This window comes from Diaphorobacter ruginosibacter, from assembly GCF_040396215.1.
GTDB lineage: Bacteria > Pseudomonadota > Gammaproteobacteria > Burkholderiales > Burkholderiaceae_C > Diaphorobacter_A > Diaphorobacter_A ruginosibacter_A.
The window spans coordinates 1-21,733 of the sequence record NZ_JBEBOW010000019.1 but is presented as its reverse complement, the minus strand read 5'-3'; the positions used below and the strand labels follow the sequence as shown (position 1 = coordinate 21,733).

At 64.8% G+C, this 21,733-nt stretch carries 16 protein-coding genes; 13 read left to right on the top strand and 3 right to left on the bottom strand.

Annotated elements, in window-relative coordinates:
- The first annotated feature begins 5 nt into the window (after positions 1–5).
- The 3 genes from dnaE (at position 6) to clpA (ending at position 6,390) form a co-directional block, all read left to right on the top strand.
- On the top strand, positions 6–3,551 hold the full coding sequence (gene dnaE, locus ABWP92_RS04350) for a DNA polymerase III subunit alpha (protein WP_353234130.1): 3,546 nt from the start codon (positions 6–8) through the stop codon (positions 3,549–3,551).
- Positions 3,552–3,630: 79 nt separating this feature from the next.
- On the top strand, positions 3,631–3,987 hold the full coding sequence (clpS, locus tag ABWP92_RS04345; protein ID WP_502907448.1) for an ATP-dependent Clp protease adapter ClpS: 357 nt from the start codon (positions 3,631–3,633) through the stop codon (positions 3,985–3,987).
- A gap of 60 nt (positions 3,988–4,047) precedes the next feature.
- Positions 4,048–6,390 (top strand): ATP-dependent Clp protease ATP-binding subunit ClpA, encoded by a 2,343-nt coding sequence (clpA, locus tag ABWP92_RS04340; RefSeq protein ID WP_353234129.1) that lies wholly within the window; start codon positions 4,048–4,050, stop codon positions 6,388–6,390.
- Positions 6,391–6,473: 83 nt separating this feature from the next.
- Here clpA and ABWP92_RS04335 read toward each other — a convergent pair whose 3' ends face one another.
- A complete protein-coding gene (locus ABWP92_RS04335; protein WP_353234128.1) occupies positions 6,474–7,130 on the bottom strand; it encodes an FABP family protein in 657 nt (218 codons plus the stop codon).
- A gap of 216 nt (positions 7,131–7,346) precedes the next feature.
- Between ABWP92_RS04335 and ABWP92_RS04330 the strand changes: the two genes are divergently transcribed.
- From ABWP92_RS04330 to ABWP92_RS04315, 4 genes are all read left to right on the top strand, one after another.
- Entirely contained in the window at positions 7,347–9,449 is a 2,103-nt protein-coding gene (locus tag ABWP92_RS04330) for a 3-hydroxyacyl-CoA dehydrogenase NAD-binding domain-containing protein (RefSeq protein ID WP_353234127.1), read from the top strand.
- A gap of 59 nt (positions 9,450–9,508) precedes the next feature.
- The gene (locus ABWP92_RS04325) at positions 9,509–10,684 is read left to right on the top strand and encodes an acetyl-CoA C-acyltransferase (RefSeq protein WP_353234126.1); all 1,176 of its coding nucleotides are present in this window, start codon (positions 9,509–9,511) and stop codon (positions 10,682–10,684) included.
- Between the two features lie 15 nt (positions 10,685–10,699).
- Positions 10,700–12,544 carry an acyl-CoA dehydrogenase gene (locus ABWP92_RS04320; RefSeq protein WP_353234125.1) on the top strand — a complete coding sequence of 615 codons (1,845 nt, stop codon included), beginning with the start codon at positions 10,700–10,702 and terminating at the stop codon, positions 12,542–12,544.
- Positions 12,545–12,871: 327 nt separating this feature from the next.
- Complete coding sequence (locus ABWP92_RS04315; RefSeq protein ID WP_353234124.1) at positions 12,872–13,747, top strand: DMT family transporter; 876 nt, start codon at positions 12,872–12,874, stop codon at positions 13,745–13,747.
- A gap of 58 nt (positions 13,748–13,805) precedes the next feature.
- On the opposite strand, the gene ABWP92_RS04310 is transcribed toward ABWP92_RS04315, so the two are convergent.
- Both ABWP92_RS04310 and ABWP92_RS04305 read right to left on the bottom strand, forming a co-directional pair.
- Positions 13,806–14,741 carry a class I SAM-dependent methyltransferase gene (locus tag ABWP92_RS04310; protein ID WP_353234123.1) on the bottom strand — a complete coding sequence of 312 codons (936 nt, stop codon included), beginning with the start codon at positions 14,739–14,741 and terminating at the stop codon, positions 13,806–13,808.
- Positions 14,742–14,842: 101 nt separating this feature from the next.
- Positions 14,843–15,793, bottom strand: a complete 951-nt coding sequence (locus ABWP92_RS04305; protein ID WP_353234122.1) for a Dyp-type peroxidase — start codon at positions 15,791–15,793, stop codon at positions 14,843–14,845.
- Positions 15,794–15,971: 178 nt separating this feature from the next.
- Here ABWP92_RS04305 and ABWP92_RS04300 point away from each other — a divergent pair, with 178 nt between their 5' ends.
- The 6 genes from ABWP92_RS04300 (at position 15,972) to ABWP92_RS04275 (ending at position 21,611) form a co-directional block, all read left to right on the top strand.
- A complete protein-coding gene (locus ABWP92_RS04300) occupies positions 15,972–16,763 on the top strand; it encodes an SDR family oxidoreductase (protein WP_353234121.1) in 792 nt (263 codons plus the stop codon).
- Between the two features lie 173 nt (positions 16,764–16,936).
- Entirely contained in the window at positions 16,937–17,356 is a 420-nt protein-coding gene (locus ABWP92_RS04295) for a PaaI family thioesterase (RefSeq protein ID WP_353234120.1), read from the top strand.
- A 62-nt stretch (positions 17,357–17,418) separates the two neighbouring features.
- Positions 17,419–18,345 carry a glutathione S-transferase family protein gene (locus ABWP92_RS04290; protein WP_353234119.1) on the top strand — a complete coding sequence of 309 codons (927 nt, stop codon included), beginning with the start codon at positions 17,419–17,421 and terminating at the stop codon, positions 18,343–18,345.
- 28 nt (positions 18,346–18,373) lie between these two features.
- Positions 18,374–19,300, top strand: a complete 927-nt coding sequence (locus tag ABWP92_RS04285; RefSeq protein WP_353234118.1) for an SDR family oxidoreductase — start codon at positions 18,374–18,376, stop codon at positions 19,298–19,300.
- Positions 19,297–19,887, top strand: a complete 591-nt coding sequence (locus tag ABWP92_RS04280; protein WP_353234117.1) for a methylated-DNA--[protein]-cysteine S-methyltransferase — start codon at positions 19,297–19,299, stop codon at positions 19,885–19,887. The genes ABWP92_RS04285 and ABWP92_RS04280 overlap by 4 nt, the downstream gene beginning before the upstream one ends.
- Before the next feature lie 296 nt (positions 19,888–20,183).
- Positions 20,184–21,611: an MFS transporter gene (locus ABWP92_RS04275; RefSeq protein ID WP_353234116.1), complete on the top strand. Its 1,428-nt coding sequence runs from the start codon at positions 20,184–20,186 to the stop codon at positions 21,609–21,611.
- Positions 21,612–21,733 lie beyond the last annotated feature (122 nt).

Sequence of the window (21,733 nt, the reverse complement as noted above, 5' to 3'; positions counted from 1 at the left end):
CATATATGTTTGTTCACCTGCGCCTACACACTGAATTTTCCGTCGTCGACGGAACCACCCGGATCGACGAGATCGTCAAGGCGGCCGCCCGGGACGGCCAGCCGGCGATGGGCCTGACCGATCTGAACAATATGTTCGGGGGGGTCAAGTTCTACCGCGAAGGGCGCGGCAAGGGCGTCAAGCCGGTGATCGGCGCCGAAATCACCGTGCCCATGGACGCGGACGGCAGCGTCAGCGCCCGCATGCTTTTGCTGATTCAGAACAATCAGGGATATTTCAGCCTGTCCGAAATCCTGGCCCGGGCCTGGACCACGAACGTGGTCAAGAATGTCCCGATCGTGAAATGGGAATGGCTGGAGGAGCTCAACGAAGGCCTGATCGCGCTGGCGGGCGCGCAGGCCGGCCCGGTGGGGCAGCCGCTGATGCGCGGCGACGAGGCGTCGGCCAAGGACAATGCGCTGCGGCTGGCCAGGATATTCCCGCACCGCTTTTACATGGAGATACAACGTGCGGGCCGCGGCGATGACGAGGCGCATGTGACCCAGGCCGTCAAACTGGCCGCCCGCATGAATCTTCCGGTGGTCGCGACCCATCCCATCCAGTTCGCCACGGCGGACGAGTATGAGGCTCACGAAGCGCGCGTATGCATCGCGGAAGGCGAAATCCTCGGCAACCAGCGCCGCATCAAGCGCTTCACGCGCGAGCAGTATTTCAAGACCGGCGCGGAAATGCAGGCGCTGTTCGCCGACATTCCAAGCGCCATCGAGAACACGCTTGAAATCGCCAAGCGCTGCAATCTGACCCTGGTGCTGGGCAAGCCGCGCCTGCCGGACTTTCCCACGCCCAACGGCATGCCGATCGACGACTATTTCCGCTACGCCTCCTACCAGGGGCTGGAGGAGCGGCTGCTCTATCTGTTTCCCGACGAGGCGCAACGCGACCGCAACCGCCCCCGTTACGTGGAGCGCCTGGAGTTCGAACTGCACACCATTTTGCAGATGGGGTTTCCCGGCTACTTCCTGATCGTGGGCGACTTCATCCAGTGGGCCAAGAACAATGGCTGCCCGGTGGGCCCGGGCCGTGGATCGGGCGCGGGATCGCTGGTGGCGTACGCGCTCAGGATCACCGACCTGGATCCGCTGCAGTACGCCCTGCTGTTCGAGCGCTTCCTCAATCCCGAGCGCGTGTCGATGCCTGACTTCGACATCGACTTCTGCCAGGGCAACCGCGACCGCGTGATCGACTACGTGAAGCAGAAATACGGCAAGAACGCGGTAAGCCAGATCGCCACGTTCGGAACGATGGCGGCCAAGGCCGCGATCCGCGACGTGGGCCGGGTCATGGACATGAGCTATACGTTCTGCGACGGCATCTCCAAGCTGGTGCCGGGCAAGCCGGGCATGAGCTACACGCTGGCCTATCCGCCCGAGCAGAAGAAGGAGGGCGACAAGAACAACTACGCGCTGGAGCTCGAGCCGATTCTCTACGACCGGGTCCGCAACGAAGAGGACGTGCGCACGGTCATCGAGATGGCGCAGAAGCTCGAAGGCGTGACGCGCAACATCGGCATGCACGCGGGAGGCGTGGTGATCGCGCCGGGCAAGCTGACCGACTTCTGCCCGCTGTACCAGCAGCCGGGCAGCGACTCGGCCGTGGCCATGTACGACAAGGACGACGTGGAGGCCGTCGGCCTGGTGAAGTTCGACTTTCTGGGACTGGCGACGCTCACGATCCTTGAAATCGCCCGCGAGTTCATCCAGAAGCGCCACAAGGGCAAGGAGAATTTCGCGTTCGAGGACATTCCGCTCGATGACGCCGCCACCTACAAACTGTTCTCGGACGGACTGACGGAAGCCGTGTTCCAGTTCGAATCGCGCGGCATGCAGGGCATGCTCAAGGAGGCGCGCCCCAGCCGCCTGGAAGACCTGATCGCGCTGAACGCCTTGTACCGTCCGGGCCCGATGGACCTGATCCCGAGCTTCATCAACCGCAAGCACGGCAAGGAGGTGGTGGAGTACCCGCATCCGCTGGTGGAGAACGTGCTGTCGGAAACCTACGGCATCATGGTGTACCAGGAGCAGGTGATGCAGACCGCGCAGGTGCTGGGCGGCTACAGCCTCGGCGGCGCCGACCTGCTGCGCCGGGCCATGGGCAAGAAGAAGGTCGAGGAGATGGTCAAGCACCGCGCGATCTTCCGCGAGGGCGCGGCCAGGAACGGCATCAGCGAGGAAAAGGCCGACGAAGTCTTCGACCTGATGGAGAAGTTCGCGGGCTACGGCTTCAACAAGTCGCACGCGGCCGCCTACTCGCTGCTGGCCTATCACACCGGCTGGCTCAAGGTGCACTACACGGCGGAGTTCTACTGCGGCAACATGACCGTGGAAATGGACGATACCGACAAGCTCAAGGTGCTGTACGAGGACGCGGTGAAGAACTTCGGCATGAGCTTCGAGCCGCCGGACGTGAATCGCGGCATGTACCGCTTCGAGCCCGTCACCGACAAGGTGATCCGCTACGGCCTGGGCGCTATCAAGGGCACGGGCCAGGCGGCGATCGAAGCCATCATCGCGGCGCGCGAGGGCCGGGGCGAGGGCCCCCAGGGACATCAGAAGGGGCCATTCACCAGCCTGTTCGACTTCTGCGTGCGCGTGGATCGCGGCCGCATCAACAAACGCACCGTGGAAGCGCTCATCAAGGCGGGGGCTTTCGATGCGATCCATCTCAACCGCGCCGCGCTCATCGCCTCGCTGGACACGGCGTTCGAGTTCGCCGCGGCCACCCACGCCAACGCCAACCAGTGCGGCCTGTTCGACATGATGGGCGACGATGCGCAGGGCTCCAGCACCAAGGAGCCCGAAATGGCGGACGTGCTCCCCTGGGGTATCAAGGAGCGCCTGACGCAGGAGAAGACCGCCATCGGCTTCTACCTGTCGGGCCACCTGTTCGACGAAGTGGCGCTGGAGGTGCGCAAGTTCGTGCGCACGCCGATCGACGAGCTGCAGGACAACCGCGAGGTCCAGACGATCGCGGGCATCGTCACGGACTATCGTGTGATCTCCGGCCAGCGCGGCAAGCTGGCGCTGTTCAAGCTCGACGACAAGACCAGGGTGATCGAGGCATCGGCGGACGAGGCCGTCCTGAGCGCCTCCATGCCGCTCAAGGATGACGAGTTCGTGGTGGTTTCCGGACGGCTGCAGCTCGATCACTTCAGCGGCGGCCTGCGCGTCAAGGTGCTGCAGGTCTGGGATCTGGCGGGCGCGCGCGCCAGGTATGGCAAGTATCTGCGCGTGGCCTGCGACGGCAGCGTGCCGGATGTGGCTTCCATCGTGCGGGAATTTCCCGCCAGGGTGGAGGAAACGGAACACGGGGAAACCTTGAGAAGAGGGCTGCGCGTGCGCCTGGACATGCACATCACCTCGGATCGCGGAGCCGCCAGGGCGGAGCTCAGCCTGGGCGACGCCAGCAGCTTCTTTCCCACCGATGCCGCGCTTGCCGCGTGGAGCAGCGCGGCCGGATCCGGCGCTGTCTCCGTGGTCTACGATCACGGCTGAGACGGCAGGCTTGAAAATCACTAATATGGCTTCAATTGAGCTTCTGGATCCGTGAATCAAGCTCGCTAGAATAATCCGCATGGCAACGAAACCTCCTTCGCAACCCCCGCTTCCCCCCTCAAGGCCCGTCCAGGACGAGGGAGGCTCGGTGGTGCTCGAGCGGCGCACGCTGCGCACCGAGCCGCCCAGGATGTACCAGGTCCTCATGCTCAACGACGACTACACGCCCATGGAGTTCGTCGTGGTGGTGTTGCAGGAGTTCTTCCACAAGGACCGGGAGGCCGCCACGCAGATCATGCTCAAGATTCACCTGGACGGGAAAGGCGTATGCGGGGTTTTCACCCGTGATGTGGCGGCAACGAAAGTCGAGCTGGTGCTCGACGCGGCCCACAAGGCAGGGCATCCTCTGCAATGTGTGAGCGAGCCCGTTGAATAATCGCCCAAGGCCCTGATCTATTCACCATCTTTGAAACGCAAGCGAAAAAGGAGTTCTCACATGATTGCCCAGGAACTGGAAGTCAGCTTGCACATGGCCTTCGTCGAGGCCCGCCAGCAGCGCCACGAATTCATTACCGTGGAGCATCTGCTGCTTGCGTTGCTCGACAATCCCAGTGCAGCCGAAGTGCTGCGCGCATGCGCCGCGAACATTGATGATTTGCGTGCCTCGCTTACCAACTTCATCAAGGACAACACCCCTCAGGTCGCCGGATCCGACGAGGTCGATACACAGCCCACGCTCGGATTCCAGCGCGTGATCCAGCGCGCCATCATGCACGTGCAGTCCACGGGCAACGGCAAGAAGGAAGTGACCGGAGCCAACGTGCTGGTCGCGATCTTCGGCGAGAAGGATTCCCACGCCGTCTATTACCTGCACCAGCAGGGCGTGACGCGCCTGGATGTTGTCAACTACATTGCCCATGGCATCAAGAAGGGCGAGTCCCAGGATCCCGTCAAGCCCGAGAGCCAGCCCGAGGCGGAAGAGGCCGGCGGCGAGCGCAACGAAAAGGCATCGCCGCTCGAGCAGTACACGCTCAATTTGAACCAGGCCGCCAAGGAAGGCAAGATCGATCCGCTGATCGGCCGCCAGTACGAGGTCGAGCGCACGATCCAGATCCTGTGCCGCCGCCGCAAGAACAATCCGCTGCTCGTGGGCGAGGCCGGCGTGGGCAAGACCGCGATCGCCGAGGGCCTGGCATGGCGCATCACGCAGAACGACGTGCCCGAAATCCTCGCCGAGGCGACCGTGTACTCGCTCGACATGGGCGCGCTGCTGGCGGGCACCAAGTACCGCGGTGATTTCGAGCAGCGCCTCAAGGGCGTCCTCAAGTCGCTCAAGGACAAGCCCAACGCCATCCTGTTCATCGACGAGATCCATACGCTGATCGGCGCGGGCGCCGCATCGGGCGGCACGCTGGATGCTTCCAACCTGCTCAAGCCGGCTCTTTCGAGCGGCCAGCTCAAATGCATCGGCGCGACCACCTTCACCGAATACCGCGGTATCTTCGAGAAGGATGCCGCGCTGTCCCGCCGTTTCCAGAAGGTGGACGTGGTCGAGCCCACCGTGGCCGAAACCATCGACATCCTCAAGGGCCTGAAGTCGCGCTTCGAGGAGCACCATAGCGTCAAGTACGCGCTCGCGGCGTTGCAGGCGGCGGCGGAACTGTCGGCCAAGTACATCAACGACCGCCATCTGCCCGACAAGGCCATCGACGTGATCGACGAGGCGGGCGCCGCCCAGCGCATCCAGGCGCCGAGCAAGCGCAAGAAGACCATTGGCAAGGCCGAGATCGAGGAGATCGTCGCCAAGATCGCGCGCATCCCGCCCGCCAATGTCTCCAATGACGATCGCGGCAAGCTGCAGACGCTCGAGCGCGACTTGAAGAGCGTGGTGTTCGGCCAGGACAAGGCGCTGGAGGTTCTGTCCTCCGCCGTGAAGATGGCGCGTTCCGGCCTGGGCAAGGGCGACAAGCCCATCGGCTCGTTCCTGTTCAGCGGCCCCACGGGCGTCGGCAAGACCGAAGCGGCCAAGCAGCTCGCCTACATCATGGGCGTGGACCTGATTCGCTTCGACATGTCGGAGTACATGGAGCGCCATGCGGTGAGCCGCCTGATCGGCGCGCCTCCGGGCTACGTCGGATTCGATCAGGGCGGGCTGCTCACCGAGGCCATCACCAAGAAGCCGCATTCGGTGCTGCTGCTCGACGAAATCGAGAAGGCGCATCCGGACATCTTCAACGTGCTGCTGCAGGTGATGGACCATGGCACGCTCACCGACAACAACGGACGCAAGGCCGACTTCCGCAACGTCATCATCATCATGACGACGAATGCGGGTGCCGAAACCATGAACAAGGCGGTCATCGGCTTCACCAATCCGCGTGCGGCCGGTGACGAGATGGGCGACATCAAGCGCCTGTTCACGCCCGAGTTCCGCAACCGGCTCGACGCCATCGTCAGCTTCAGGCCGCTCGATGAGCAGATCATCCTGCGCGTGGTCGACAAGTTCCTGCTGCAACTGGAGCAGCAGCTGGCCGAGAAGAAGGTGGAAGTCACCTTCACCGACAAGCTGCGCAAGCACCTGGCCAAGGCAGGCTTCGATCCGCTGATGGGCGCGCGCCCGATGCAGCGCCTGATCCAGGACACGATCCGCCGGGCGCTCGCGGACGAGCTGCTGTTCGGCAGGCTCACCGACGGCGGACGCCTGACCGTGGACATCGAGCACGGCACGGATGACAAGGGCAACGAGACTTCCGAGGTCAAGCTGGACATCACGGCCCTGCCCAAGAAGGACCGCGCCAAGTCCGAGCCGGCCGAGCCGGAAGAGGCCACGGCGGATTGATCCGGTCCATCGACGGATGAAGAAAAACCCGCAGTTCCACGGAACTGCGGGTTTTTTCATGGGCGAGATTTCCGCGATGCTCCCTAGGCCATGTTTTCGCTTCCGCTCAATGCCGCGATGGCCGTCGGATTCAATGACGGGGCTCCGGTTCTCCTGAGCGTATTGCGGTCGGTGTGCTCAAACGGCTCCTGGCGGTCCGGCGTGACGAGCACGGTGGTTTGCTCGTACGACCAGGTGCCATCCGCGTGTTTGGTTACCGTGATGGTGTAGCGCTCGGTGCGGAACGCATATTCGAGGAAGGGGTTCGAGGAAATACCGTTGGTGAGTGATCCGCGTACCGCTTCAAGCGTGAACGTGTTCGCGTCGGCGGTGGTCTTGCCGACCGCCATGGCGGTTTGACCGCGCGGGATGCTCAGGGTCTGGATGATGGCTCCGGTGGCTGGCTCCCACAGCCAGTAGCCGACCTGATCGTGGAAGGTTTCGGGGTCGTCGGGTTTGAAAATCTGGGTGTGGTAGCGCAGGCCGTAGAACAGTTGCGGGCCGTTGGTCTGCGCATCTATGGGTTGCAGCTCCATGTGCTCGATGAAGGCCTGCTTTTCCGGGCCGTCGGCCTTGGGGTTGACGTCCAGGCCTCTCGTTCCGCTCCAGGTGCCCGCCATGCCTGCCAGCGGTCCCAGGTTTCCCAGGGTGTCGGTGCTTGGTTCTGGTTCCGTATAGATGTCTGTGGGGTACTGGCTCATGACAAATCCTCGCATTGCATTACGCGGATCATTGTAGGAGCCATCCCTTGGTGAAGTCCTCGCGCCCCGGGGCACTGGCCGCTGAAGGACGGCTGCGCAGGGGCCTCGAGGCGTTTTGTCTCACCCGAGACAAATGCCTTCGGGCACTCCCGCTAGACTCCGGCAATTCGGACGATCGTTCGTTTTAGTTTCATTTTGATCCGAGGAGCGGCAGCAATGACGGCAGAGTACCAAGTCCACGGCGACGTGGCGGTGATCACCTTGAACAACCCCCCCGTGAATGGCTTGGGGCTTGAGACCCGGCAGGGCATCGTCGACGGCCTGGCGCGGGCGCAGGACGATGCCGCCATCAGGGCGATTGTCATCACCGGCGCGGGCAAGGCGTTTTCGGGGGGCGCGGATATCAAGGAGTTCGGCACGCCCAAATCTTTGCAGGAGCCGAACCTGCATTCGGTGATCCGCACGCTGGAGAATTGCGGCAAGCCGGTGGTCGCGGCGATCCATTCGGTCTGCATGGGAGGCGGCCTGGAGCTGGCGCTGGGCTGCCACTACCGCGTTGCCGCTGCGGGCTGCGCCGTTGCGCTGCCGGAAGTGAAGCTGGGCATTCTGCCGGGCGCGGGCGGCACGCAGCGCCTGCCGCGCGTGATCGGTGTGGAGCCTGCGCTCAACATGATCGTGACGGGCGAGACGGTGCAAAGCGACATGCTGGCGAAGATTCCCGGCCAGAAGCTGTTCGACAGGCTGGCCGTGTCGGCTGATTCGCTGGCGGCCGAGGCGCTCGAGTTCGCGCGTGCGGTTGCCGATGCGCGTCCGCTGCCGCTGGTGCGCGATCTGCCTTGCAGGCATCCTCAGGGCGAGGCGTATTTTCAGTTTGCACGCAACATGGTCAAGGGCATGGCCAAGCATTTCCCCGCGCCGCCCAAGTGCGTGGATGCCGTGCAGGCGGCCACCACCTCGCGCAATTTCGAAGACGGCCTGACGGCTGAGCGCGAGCTGTTCCTCAATTTGATGATGACGCCCGAATCGCGTTCGCTGCGCCACCTGTTCTTCGCGGAGCGCGCGGCGTCGAAGATTCCCGACGTGCCCTCCGATACGCCCAGGCGTGACATCCGCACTGTCGGCGTGATCGGCGCCGGCACCATGGGCGGCGGCATCAGCATGAATTTCCTGAATGCGGGCATTCCCGTGACCATCTTGGAGATGAAGCAGGAGGCGCTGGACCGGGGCGTGGCGACGATTCGCAAGAACTATGAAGCGCAGATCAGGAAGGGCAAGCTCAAGCAGGACAAGTACGAGGCGCGGATGGCGCTGCTCTCGACGTCGCTGTCCTATGACGACCTGAAGGATTGCGACCTGATCATCGAGGCTGTGTTCGAAGACATGGGCGTGAAGGAGCAGGTGTTCGGCAGGCTCGACCAGATCGCCAGGCCCGGAGCGATCCTGGCCTCCAATACATCCACGCTCGACGTCGACAAGATCGCTGCGTTCACCCGGCGCCCGCAGGACGTGGTGGGCATGCACTTCTTCAGCCCTGCCAATGTGATGAAGCTGCTGGAAGTGGTGCGTGGAGAGAAAACAGCCAAGGACGTGCTCGCCACGGTGATGGCGCTTGCCAGGAAGATCAAGAAGACGGCGGTCGTCTCCGGCGTGTGCGATGGCTTCATCGGCAACCGCATGATCGAGCGCTATAGCCAGCAGGCGGGGTTCCTGCTGGACGAGGGGGCCACGCCGCAGCAGGTGGACCAGGCCATCGAGAAGTTCGGCTTCCCCATGGGGCCGTTCCGCATGATCGACATGGCGGGCAACGACATCGGCTGGGCGATCCGCAAGCGCCGCTATGTGGAGCAGCCCGACATGAAGTACAGCAGGACGGCTGACCTGCTGTGCGAGATGGGCCGCTTCGGGCAGAAGACCAGCGCGGGCTGGTACGACTATGCCCCGGGCAAGCGCGATGCCATGCCGAGCGCGGTCGTCAACGGAATGATCGAGGATTACCGCCGGCAGCAGGGCATCGTCGCGCGCAGGATTTCCGATGACGAGATCGTGCAGCGCCTTGTGTTCTCGCTCGTCAATGAAGGCTCGAAGATACTGGAGGAAGGCATTGCATCCAAGTCCGGCGATATCGACATGGTGTATCTCACCGGCTATGGATTCCCGGTCTGGCGCGGCGGGCCGATGCACTATGCGGGCGAGGTGGGGCTCTTCAACGTGGTGCAGGCCATGAAGCGCTTCGCCCGCAATCCGCATGACGACGCAAAGGCATGGCAGCCATCCAGGCTGCTTGCCGATCTGGCAGCCCAGGGCAAGACATTCGAATGACGCGCCACGGCCACGCTTGAGCGCCGCTGACCAACGCACAGAACACAAGGAATATTGCAATGACCTCCGCAGTGATCGTTTCCACCGCCCGCACGCCGCTCGCCAAGAGCTGGAAGGGCTCGTTCAACATGACGCACGGCGCGACGCTCGGCGGACACGCCGTCCAGCATGCCGTGCTGCGCGCGGGCATCGACGGGGCAGAAGTCGATGACGTGATCATGGGCTGCGCCAACCCCGAAGGGGCGACCGGCATGAACATCGCCCGACAGATCGCGCTCAAGGCGGGCCTGCCCGTCACGACCTCGGGCATGACGATCAACCGTTTTTGCTCGTCGGGCCTGCAGACCATCGTCACGGCCTCGCAACGCATCATCGCCGGTGAAGGAGAGGTGTACGTGGCCGGCGGCGTGGAAAGCATCTCCTGCGTGCAGCAGGAAATGAACCTGCACATGATCAAGGACCTGGCGCTTGAAAAGCAGAAGCCCGAGATCTACTGGAACATGCTGCAGACCGCCGAGCAGGTGGCCAAGCGCTATCACATCGGCCGTGACGCCATGGACGAGTACGGCGCGGCGAGCCAGCAGAAAGCCTGCGCGGCGCAGGCCGCGGGCCTGCTCAAGGACGAGATCGCTCCCATCACCGTGACGGCTGGCGTGGTGGACAAGGCCGTCGGCCTGATCACGAAGGAAGTGACCGTCAGCGTGGACGAAGGTTTGCGCGAGGGCACGACCAGGGAGGGCATCGGCACCATCAAGCCGGCGGTTGCGGGCGGCGTGATCGCCGCGGGCAACGCCAGCCAGTTCTCGGACGGAGCGGGCGCCTGCGTGGTGGTCAGCGAGGCCTACGCAAGCCGCCACGGCCTCAAGCCGCTGGGCCGCTTCCTCGGATTCGCGGTGGCGGGCTGCGAGCCCGACGAGATGGGCATAGGCCCCGTGTTCGCGGTGCCGAAAGCGCTCAAGAAGCTGGGCCTGAAGGTGTCCGACATCGACCTCTGGGAGCTGAACGAAGCCTTTGCCGTGCAGGTGCTCTATTGCAGGGACAAGCTCGGCATTCCTGCGGAACTGCTCAACGTGAACGGCGGCGCCATTGCGTTGGGACATCCCTATGGCGTGAGTGGCCAGCGCCTGACCGGCCATGCGCTCATCGAAGGCAGACGCCGTGGCGCCAGGCGCGTATGCGTGACCATGTGCATCGGCGGCGGCATGGGCGCGGCTGGCGTGTTCGAGGTGCTGTAGCAAGGTCTTGAGCACATGGGCAGCACTCTTCGCTCCACCGTGGATTTTTTTCTGAATGACTGGCTGGATGCGCCGTCGCTCAACCGGCGTGAGCGCTTTGCCGATCATTCGCGCGAAACCTTCGATGCGGTGCTCGACACCTGCGAGCGCATCGCCCGCGACAGGTTTGCGCCTTTCAACCGCACGGTGGACACCGAGGAGCCACGGTTCGACGTGGAGACACAGAAGGTGATCCTGCCGCAATGCGCCTACGATGCACGGCAGGCCTATGCCGAAAGCGGAATGCTGAGCGCCGCGCAGGACTACGAATGGGGCGGAATGCAACTGCCCTACGTGGTGGAGGCGGCTGCCAATGGCTTCTTCGCTGCGGCCTCGGTGAGCATCAACACCAGCATGCTGACCACGGCGAACGCCAATGCCATCCTGGTGTGCGGCGCGCCGTTGCAGAAAAGCGTGTTCGCGGCCAATGAGCTCAATGGCCGCTGGGCGGGAACGATGGCGCTGTCGGAGCCGCAGGCGGGCTCCTCGCTCAGCGACATCGCTACACGGGCCCTGCCCGACGGCGAGGACTTCGATGGCGACGACCTGGGGCCGCGCTATCGCCTGCATGGCAACAAGATGTGGATCAGCGCGGGCGAGCATGAGCTGACGGAAAACATCGTGCATCTGGTGCTCGCCAAGATTCCGGGCCCGGACGGCAAGCTGATTCCCGGCGTCAAGGGCATCTCGCTGTTCATCGTGCCCAAAAGGCTGGTGAATGAGCGCGGCGAGCTGACCGGCGAGCGCAACGACGTGGCGCTGGCGGGCCTCAACCACAAGCTGGGCTGGCGCGGCACCACCAATACGCTGCTCAATTTTGGCGAGGGCCGCCATCCCGTGCGCGGACGGGCGGGGGCCATCGGCTATCTGGTCGGCCAGCGGGGCGACGGCCTCCGGAACATGTTCCACATGATGAACGAGGCGCGCATTGCCATCGGCATGGCCGCCACCATGCTGGGCATGGCGGGCTATCGAGCAAGCCTTGATTACGCCAGGACGCGCGTTCAGGGCAGGCGCCCGGGACAGGGTGGCAAGGATGCGTCGCAGGCGCCCGTGCCGATCATCGAGCACGCCGACGTGAAGCGCATGTTGCTCGCGCAGAAATCCTGGTGCGAGGGTGCACTGGCCCTGAACCTCTATTGCGCCAGATTGGTGGACGAAGTCCGCACCGGCACGGCGCGGGCGGCGGCCGATGCGCAACTGCTGCTGGAAGTGCTCACGCCGGTTGCCAAGAGCTGGCCGAGCGAATGGTGCCTGGAAGCCAACTCGCTGGCGATCCAGGTGCATGGGGGCTATGGCTATACGCGCGATTTCGCGGTCGAGCAGTATTGGCGCGACAACCGCCTGAACATGATCCACGAAGGCACGCACGGCATCCAGGCAGCCGATCTGCTGGGGCGCAAGGTGCGCATGCAGAATGGCGCGGGCCTGAAGCTGCTTGCCCAAACGCTGAACACAACCATCCAGAAGGCCCTGGCATATCCGCGCCTGTCCGCCCATGCCAACCAGCTGGCTGGTGCGCTGGCTGAGGTCGGAGCCGCCACCAAGGCTGCCTGGGCCGGCGAAAATGCCGATGAGGCGCTTGCCAACGCCGTGCCCTACATGCAGGCATTCGGCCATATGGTGGTGGCGTGGATGTGGCTGGACGTGGCCTGCTGCATCGAGGCGGGCGGCCCCGCGCAGGCGAACGCGCGGAACGCTGGCCGCATGGGCGCTGCGCAGTATTTCTTCCACTACGAGCTGCCGAAGATCGGCGCATGGCTGCAGGTCGTGAGGGCGCGCGACATGACGTGCGCCGCGATGGATCCGGACGCGTTTTGATCGGCCGGGCGATTTACCCTATACTGCGCCGATGTCTCAGCACAACGCATGTCATCCTGACTGTCACGCATCAGGCAAACCGGGTGGCGTCAATACACGCTGCTTTGACCATTTCCTGAATGCTCCCCCGCCTGCCATGACCATGGCGCCGCCGGCTGTGCGCGCGGTTGCTGCCAATCCGCCGCCCGTCCCCGGGTTCACGGTGGATTGATTCCCCGGTCACGTTCCATTTTCATTGCCTGATTGGTTTGCCGCATGCGCCTGATGGCGCTGTATGCGGATCGTGGCGTGGCCTGTTCCTTTCTGGATCGCAGGTGAGGTTTTTTCATGTCTTTTTTCAAATTCGATTCGTTCGCCGGTCGATGCGGTTCCTGGTCGGGTGTGGTCGCTGCATGCGCTTTCGTCCTGCTGTGGGGCGGCTCGGCCATCGTGACGCGCATGGCGCTGAACCATGGCTCGGCATCCGCCATTCTGCTGGCGCGCTATGGCATTGCGCTGCTGCTGTTGCTGGTCCTGGCGGGCGATCCTCGCAAGTGGATGCCCGAGCGGGGCACGCGGCGCCATGTTGCTGCCGCGGGGCTGGTGATGATCGCAGGCTACTCGGTGTGCTACTTCCAATCGATGTCGCTGGGCATCACGCCGGGCATGCTGGCCGTGGTATTGGGCGCGCAGCCGGTGCTCACGCTCCTGCTGGTCGAGCGGCGGTTTACCACGTCACGCCTTTGCGGGCTGTTGCTGGCGCTGGCCGGGTTGGTGCTGGTGGTCTGGCAGAGCCTGATGCGCACCGGCTTCGATGGCATGGGGATGGCGTTCGCGCTGGGCGCGCTGGCCTGTATCACCGCGGGCGCCTTGCTGCAAAAGCGGGTGCAGCAGCCGCCCCATCGGGTATTGCCGCTGCAGTATGTGGTGACGCTGGTGGTCTGCGCGCTGTTTGCGCAGGCGCAGCCGCTGCGCTGGGAAATGGACTGGAGCTTCTGGCTGCCCGTGCTGTTCCTTGCCGTGGTGACTTCGGTGTTCGCGCAACTGCTGCTGTACAGGCTGATCCAGCGAGGCAATCTGGTGAATGTGACCAGCCTGTTCTATCTGGTGCCCGCGGTGACCGCCGCGCTGGACTTTCTGCTGCTGGGCAACGCCATGAGCGGGCAGGTCCTGCTGGGCATGGGCTGCATATTCGCGGGCGTGATGGCGGTGCACAGGCATTGATGCGTGATGCGGATGCGCGGCGTGTCATGGGCGCGCCGTGATCCGCCCATGCCTTGGCTCACATGCGGTAGACGAGCACCTTCAGCGCACGATCCGCATCGCGGTCGGCGAATACTGGCGGATTGGCGACGCGTTCGACGAACTGCAGCTCCGGGGCCTGCTCTCTCATGTGTTCGTGCATGAACGATTCAGGCAACTCGGGCGCGTTCAGGCAGATCAACGCGTGGCCGCCGCGCGTGAGCAGGTCGGGCAGGCGCCGCAGCAGCCGGGCATAGTCCTTGGTGGCGACGAAGCTGCCTTTCTGGTAGCTTGGCGGATCGGCGATGACGAGGTGATAGGGGCCCGCGCGCGTGATCTTTCCCCAGCTACTGAAAATGTCGTGCGAGAGAAAGCTCGCGCCCGCACTCAAGTGGTTGAGCCGATGGTTCTGCTGCCCGATCGACAGCGCGCCCCGGCTCATGTCCATGTTCATGACGTGCGTGGCGCCCGCCTGCAGCGCGGTCACCGAGAACGCGCAGGTGTACGCGAACAGGTTGAGCACGTTGAAAGCGCCGGCTTGCCCGCTGGCCTGCCGCGCCGCGATGTGATCGCGCACCCATTGCCGGCCGGCGGCCATGTCCAGAAACAGTCCGTGGTTCTGGCCCCGCAGCACATGCACCGCGTATTGCGCCCCAGCCTCCGTCACGACATGGGAGGGCGGCACCGCGCCGCACATCAGTTCCGTTCGGCCCTGGCCGCCTGGCAGGCGGATCTGCAGCACCCAGTTGAGCGGCTGGCCAGGTGCGATGAGGGCCCAGCGTTGCTCCAGGGCATGGCCGATGGCGTGGATGCTTTCCTCGCTCAGTTCCGCAAAGCTGGTGAGCACCAGAACGGGCGGGAAGGCATCCAGGGACAGATGCTCGCAGCCTTCGTGCATGCCGCCGCGGCCGTGGAATATGCGTGCCGCATCGGTGGGCGGCGGCATGTGAGCAATGGTGTCGAGCAGGGCTTGCATGAAAAGAAAATACGGGCAGGGAATGAAAGAACCGTCGCCGCAAAACGCAAGCGCAGCGGGCCTTGCGGCGCGCTGCGCATCGGCGGCGGGAGGGCTGGATCCTACAGGCCGAGCTGGCCCAGTTGCAACTGCCCGTTGTGCATCGGCGGGCACCACAGGTAGGAACCCGTCAGCGGCTGCGAGAAGCGGAACAGTCCATCGACGATGCCGTCTTCCAGGCCGGCCATGCGGCGCATCTGGACTTCGAACGCGCCCAGGGAGCAGCCGAAGGCGGCGAACATCAGGCCGCTGCGATCGAGCCCCTTGCTGGAGTGCAGCCAGGGCATGGAGCGGCGCAGCACGAAGGCTTCAGGCTCGAAGCTTTCCTGGGCGGTACGCTTGACGTGCGCCGACTCGGGGGCATCCTCCAACTCTTCATTGTCGCTGAGGCGGCGGCCCATGAGATCGTCACGATCGGAGGCGGAAAACGATTCGAACTGCTCGAAATCGTGCTGCCATTGCTGAATGGCGAGAAAACTGGAGCCGTCCAGCAGCGGGCCCTGGCCGTGCGCGAAGGCCGCGGCCTGCGCCTCTTCGCCTTCCGGGTTCTCCGTGCCGTCCTCATAGCCGGTCAGATCGTGGGCGTGCGTCTTGTCGAGCGGGCCGTGGCGGAACGAATCGACGATGTTCGAGATGTCAAGCGCGGGTCGCAGCAAGTTCGCCAGGGCGCGCGTGCGGTTGACCAGCTCGCCCATATCGCTGCCGCGAAGCCACAGCAGCAGGGCTGCGGGGGTGGATGGCACCCGTACGTCCTGCGGGCCGCTCAGGGCCGGAAATTCGCGCAGGCCGGGCACTTTCATCCCCAGCCTGTCAGCCAGTTGCTGGCCGATGCCGGCCACGACCGACTCTCCGTCCACCAGCGACTTCATGCGCGTGAGGCTGGCCTTCAGCGACACTGTGTCCGCCGCCGGCGCGAGCTGGAAGAAAACATACCGGCCGATCATCGGAATGGGCTGGAAGATGCCTGCTTGGTAGGCTGTGGTCTGGTGGGGTGTACGGATGGCGTTCTGCATGGATATAACAGTACCAGAGAGAGCGCCCCGACATCCATGGACGGGATTGGTTTTTCACATCAAATGCATAGATTGCGCCAGTTTTCCGTTGCGGGGCCGCCAATCGCCAATGCGACAGGAGCGGCCCCCGCGGTTGGCGACAATGCCGGGCAGTCAACTCTTCACCAAGGATGCAACCATGTCGCGCTCCGTGCAGGAACTCTTCAATCTCAAAGGCAGGACGGCGCTGGTGACCGGCGGATCGCGCGGGCTGGGCCTTCAGATGGCCGAGGCGCTGGGCGAGGCGGGAGCCCGCATCATGATCACCTCGCGCAAGGCGGCAGATCTCGAACAGGCGGTCGCCGGACTGCAGGACAAGGGCATCGACGCGCGCTGGACGGCCGCTGATTGCGCGAGCGAGAGCGACATCGGCAGGCTGGTCGATGAAACGCTGCAGCGCATGGGCGACATCGACATTCTGGTGAACAACGCCGGGGCGACCTGGGGGGCGCCGGCGGAGGATTATCCCGCCCAGGCGTGGGACAAGGTGATGAACCTGAATATCCGCGGCTACTTCCTGCTCAGCCAGGAGGTGGGCAGGCGCAGCATGCTGCCGCGCGGGCGGGGCAGCATCATCAACCTGGCTTCCATCGCGGGCCTGGGGGGCAACCCCACCGAGATGAAGACCATCGCCTACAACACATCCAAGGGCGCAGTGATCAATTTCACGCGCGCGCTGGCTGGCGAGTGGGGGCCGCGCGGAGTCCGCGTCAACACCATTTGCCCGGGCTTCTTCCGCACCAAGATGGCCACGGTGCTCATCGACACCATGGGAGAGGACCGGATGTGCGCGGGCGCGCCGCTGCGCCGCCTGGGCGACGACGAGGATCTCAAGGGCATCGCGCTGCTGCTCGCCAGCGATGCGGGCAAGCACATCACGGGACAGTGGATGGCCGTGGACGGCGGGGTGAGCGCGATTCTGGGCGGCTAGGGATCCTCTGCACAAACCGGATCGGACGCATGCTTGGCGATCGATTCGCGCAGAGGATCCCTGGGCAATGGCATGAGGCCACGACGAAGGGATTTCAGCCGGTTGCTCCGGGCGCGCGCCCAAACGGATATGCTCAGAGCAATATCCAACACCCCTATAACGGAGAACAAACTGTGCTGAGCTTTCGTGCCGACGTCCCTTTCGTGAAGCATCTGGGCTTTACTTTGCACCGCATGGAAAATGGCGAGTCGGAGTTGCATTACACGCCTCGGCCGGAGCATCTGAACTCTCATGGCGTCACCCATGGCGGCGCGACGATGACGCTGCTCGACGTGGCGCTGTCGGTGGCCGCGCGCAGCGACACGCCGGATCATGGCGTTGTCACCATCGAGCTGAAGTCCATGTTCATGGCGCCCGCGCATGGGCCGCTGGTTGCAAAGGCCCGGCGCATGCATCGCACGCGCACCATGGCGTTTGTCGAAGGCAGCGTCTACGATGCCAACGGCAAGCTCTGCACCACCGCCACGGGAACCTTCCGCTACGTGCCGCGCCAGAAGCTCGATGGCGGCATGGCGGCGGTCGCCACCGACTGAGCCCAGCCCAGGCCGCGTGCGAGCCCGGTCAGCGCCGGGGAAAAACGACAAGGAGACCCATCATGAACGAGTTGATACTGCACCACTATCCCCTGTCGCCGTTCTCGCACAAGGTGCGCGTGGCGCTGGGCTTCAAGCAGCTGGCCTGGAGATCGGTGATCGTTCCGGGTGTCCTGCCCAAGCCCGACGTGCAGTCGCTCACCGGCGGTTACCGGCGCACTCCGCTCCTGCAGATCGGCGCGGACATCTATTGCGATACCGCTCTGATCTGCGACGTGCTGGAGCATCTGCACCCCGATCGGCCGCTGTATCCGGACCACCTCAAAGGCATCTCTCGCGTGGTGTCGCAGTGGGCCGATGATCAACTGTTCAGGGCGGCGATGTCCTACAGCCTCCAGCCGCGCGGGCTGCAGGCGCTGTTCGCCCATGCGGATCGCGCCCAGGCCGATGCGTTCGTCAACGACCGCAAGGCCATGGGGTTTCCATTCATGCACGCTCCGGAGGCGGCGCTGGCGTATCGCTCCGACCTGCGGCGCATTGCGAGCATGCTCGACGAGCACCGCTTCCTCATGGGCGGGCAGCCGTGCATCGCGGACTTTTCCGCCTATGCGCCTTTGTGGTTCACGCGTGCCGCAACGCCCGCGCTCGCGGCGATCTTCGATGCGACTCCCCAGGTGCTGGACTGGATGGACCGCATCGCGGCGATGGGGGCGGGGCAGATGGAGAAAATGAGCGCGCAGGAATCCCTGGCCGCCGCGGCGGCTGCCGAGCCCTTGCCTTTGCCCGATTCGGAGGCGTTCATCGACGAGCATGGAATCGCCCTGGGCAGCGAGGTGTCGATCGCCGCGCAGAGCTTCGGCGTGGAGCCCACTATCGGTACGCTGATCGCGGCCACGCGCACCCGCTATACGCTCTCGCGCATCGACGCGCGCGTGGGTCATGTCCACGTGCATTTCCCGCGTGTGGGATATGTGATGAAGGCGATGTGAGCATCGCCATGAATGGGGAGACAGACGGATGATCGAGAATTTCGCGGGGAAGACCGCGGTGCTGACCGGAGCGGCGTCCGGCTTCGGGCTCGAATGCGCGAGGATCGGCGCGCGCCTTGGCATGCGCCTGGTGCTGGTGGACGTGCAGGCCGATGCGTTGGCGCAGGCCGAAGCCGAGATGAGGAGCCTGGGCGCGCAGGTGCTCGCGCGGCGGGTGGATGTCTCCAGCGCCGACGAGATGGATGCGCTCAGCGCCGAGGTGCTTGCGCGCTTCGGTGCGCCGCACCTGGTCTTCAACAATGCGGGCGTGGGCGCTGCGGGCCTGATCTGGGAAGCCTCGGCGCGCGAGTGGGACTGGGTGCTGGGGGTAAATCTGCGCGGCGTCGCGCATGGCGTGCGGGTGTTCACGCCGATGATGCTCGAGGCCGCGCGCCGCGATGCAGCCTGGCGCGGCCATATCGTCAACACCGCCAGCATGGCCGGCCTGGTGGTGACGCCCAACCTGGGCGTGTACAACGTCAGCAAGCATGCCGTGGTGGCGTTGTCCGAGACGCTCTACCAGGATCTGCAACTCGTCACCAGCCAGATCGGCGCGAGCGTGCTATGCCCTTATTTCGTGCCGACCGGCATTGGACGAAGCGAGCGCAACCGCCCGGATGCGCTCAACGGCCTGAGCGCCACGCGCAGCCAGGAGGTTGGAGCGCAGATGCTCGACAAGGCGGTTGCCGGCGGCAAGGTGACCGCCGGGGAGGTTGCTGCGAAAGTGTTCGATGCGGTGGCTGCCAACCAGTTCTACATCTATAGCCATCCGCAGGCGATTGGCGCCGTGCAGGCGCGCATGGAGGACATTCTGCGGGCGCGCAATCCAGGCGACCCGTTCGCGGCCAGGCCGCAGCTGCGTGAACAGTTGCAAGAGCAGTTGCGGGTCGCGCCCCCGCCGCGCGAGGCGGCGTGACCCAGCAGGCGCACGCATCGCCGGCCCGGCCCGCGCCGCTGGGCGCATGCCTTTTCGCCACGCCGATAGGCGAGTGCGCGCTGGCCTGGTCGGAGGAGGGCATCTGCGCCGTGCAGTTGCCGGAGGCCGATTCAGCGCGCACGTTCCATCGTCTGCTGCGCGGGCTCGGCCGGCTCCCCGATACGCAGGCGCTGCTGCGTGCGGCGCAGCCCGCCGCTGTCACGCACGCTGTGCGGCGCACGCAGTCACTGCTGTCGGGCACGCGGGATGACCTGCTGGACGTAGTCCTGGACATGCGCGGCGTCCCCGATTTCGCATGCCGGGTCTATGCGCTCACCAGGGCGATTGACCCTGGCCGCACGCGCACCTACGGCGAGCTGGCGCGCGAGCTCGGTGACGTGCATCTGTCGCGGGCCGTGGGCCAGGCCCTGGGCGCAAATCCGTTCGCGCCCATCGTTCCCTGTCATCGTGTGCTGGCCGCGAACGATCGGGCAGGGGGCTTTTCGGCCCACGGCGGAGCGGTCCAGAAATTGCGCATGCTCGATATCGAGGGCGCATGTCCGGGCGGAACCTTGCCGTTGTTTTGATGGCGGCGGCACGTAAAACCGCCATCGCGCCGCGCGCAACCGGGCGTCGCCGAAAAAGAGGTTGAAGCCTGTTCATGGCGAATCCGAGGATATCTGCGGGTTGTTCGGCGGGCACCGGCCGCGGATGCGAGCTTTCCCTAGAATCGTCAACCATATTGTGGGGCCCCGGCGGCGGCTTCTCCGGCTCGCGCCTTTCGGCGGAATGCGGGGAAAGGACGACGATGCAGGGGAAGGCGGTGGAAACCGGCCGCGTGCTCCAGGAATGAAAGCAAAAGCAAGCACCGAAGGATGACTGGATGACCGAAGCAGCCCGCCTGGATGCAGCCCCGACCGCGGCGGCTGACGGCCTGCCCATGCCGCAGCGGCGCTATGCGATGCTGGTCATCATTCTGGGCATTGCGCTGTCGGTGCTGGACTCGAGCATCATGAACCTTGCGCTGCCGGATATCGGCCATCAGCTCGAGGTGGGCGCGGCGCAGGCCGTCTGGGTCGTCAACGCCTATCAACTGGCGACGCTCGTCCTGCTGCTGCCGCTGGCCGCGCTGGGCGACAAGCTCGGCTATCGCCGCGTATATCTCGTCGGAATGGCGCTTTTTGCCGTGGCGTCGGTGGGAGCGATGGCGGCTCGCAGCCTCGAGACGCTGATTCTGGCGCGCGCGCTCCAAGGGCTGGGCGCGGCGGGGGTGATGAGCGTGAACGCGGCGCTGGTGCGCCTGACCTATCCGCGCGCCCAACTGGGGCATGGCATGGCCATCAACTCCGTGGTGGTGGCGACGTCGTCCATGGCGGGCCCGACGATCGCCGCGGCGATTCTTTCGGTTGCATCGTGGCCTTGGCTTTTCGCCATCAATCTGCCGCTGGGGATTTTCGTGTTCTGGATGGGACGGCGTTCGCTGCCGTCCAATCCGGCGGCCGGGGCGGGCGGGCCGCGTTTTTCCGTCATCGACGTGATTCTCAACGTCGCCATGTTCTCGCTGCTGTTCCTCGGCGGCGAGCAACTGGGGGTGCGCACCGGCAGCGAGCACCATTCGCCGATGCTGGGCGCCATCTTCCTGTTGGGCGGTATTCTGGTGGGCGCGGTATATGTGCGTCGCCAGTGGCATCTGGCCGCGCCGATGTTCCCCGTCGATCTGCTGCGCATTCCGGTCTTCCGCCTGTCGATGGGCGCGTCCATCGGCGCGTTCTGCGCGCAGATGCTGGGCTTTCTGGCGATGCCGTATCTGCTGCTCGAGGTGCTGGGATACAGCCACCTGAAAGCCGGTTTGCTGATTACCGCGTGGCCGCTGGCCACCGTGGTGGCGGCGCCGATCGCGGGCCGGCTGATCGGGCGCTTTCACGACGGCCTGCTGGGTGGCGTCGGCATGGCCATGTTTGCCTTGGGACTGCTTTCGCTGGGACTGCTGCCGGCGCAGCCGGCCGACTGGAACGTGGTCTGGCGCATGGCGCTTTGCGGCGCGGGTTTTGGCCTGTTCCAGTCGCCCAACAACCACACGATCGTGACGTCCGCGCCGTTGAATCGCAGTGGCGCAGCCAGCGGCATGCTGGGATCGGCGCGGCTTACCGGCCAGACGCTGGGGGCCGTGCTGCTCGCGGCCATCTTCGCTCTGTGGCCCGCGCATGATGGGTTTTCCGAGCGGCTGGCGCTGTGCCTTGGCGCATTCAGCGCGGTGCTGTCCGGTGTCTGCAGCTCGCTGCGCATTCAGCGCGCCCCGGCGGAGCACTGAGAACGTGTTTACGATCTCTACGCAGCCGCGTTGGAGTGCAATCGGGATGAGTTCGAAGCGATGGTCTGCCGCTTGCACCGGGGTGCAAGCAAGGGCCAGCGCGCTGCAAATCGCCCGATTTC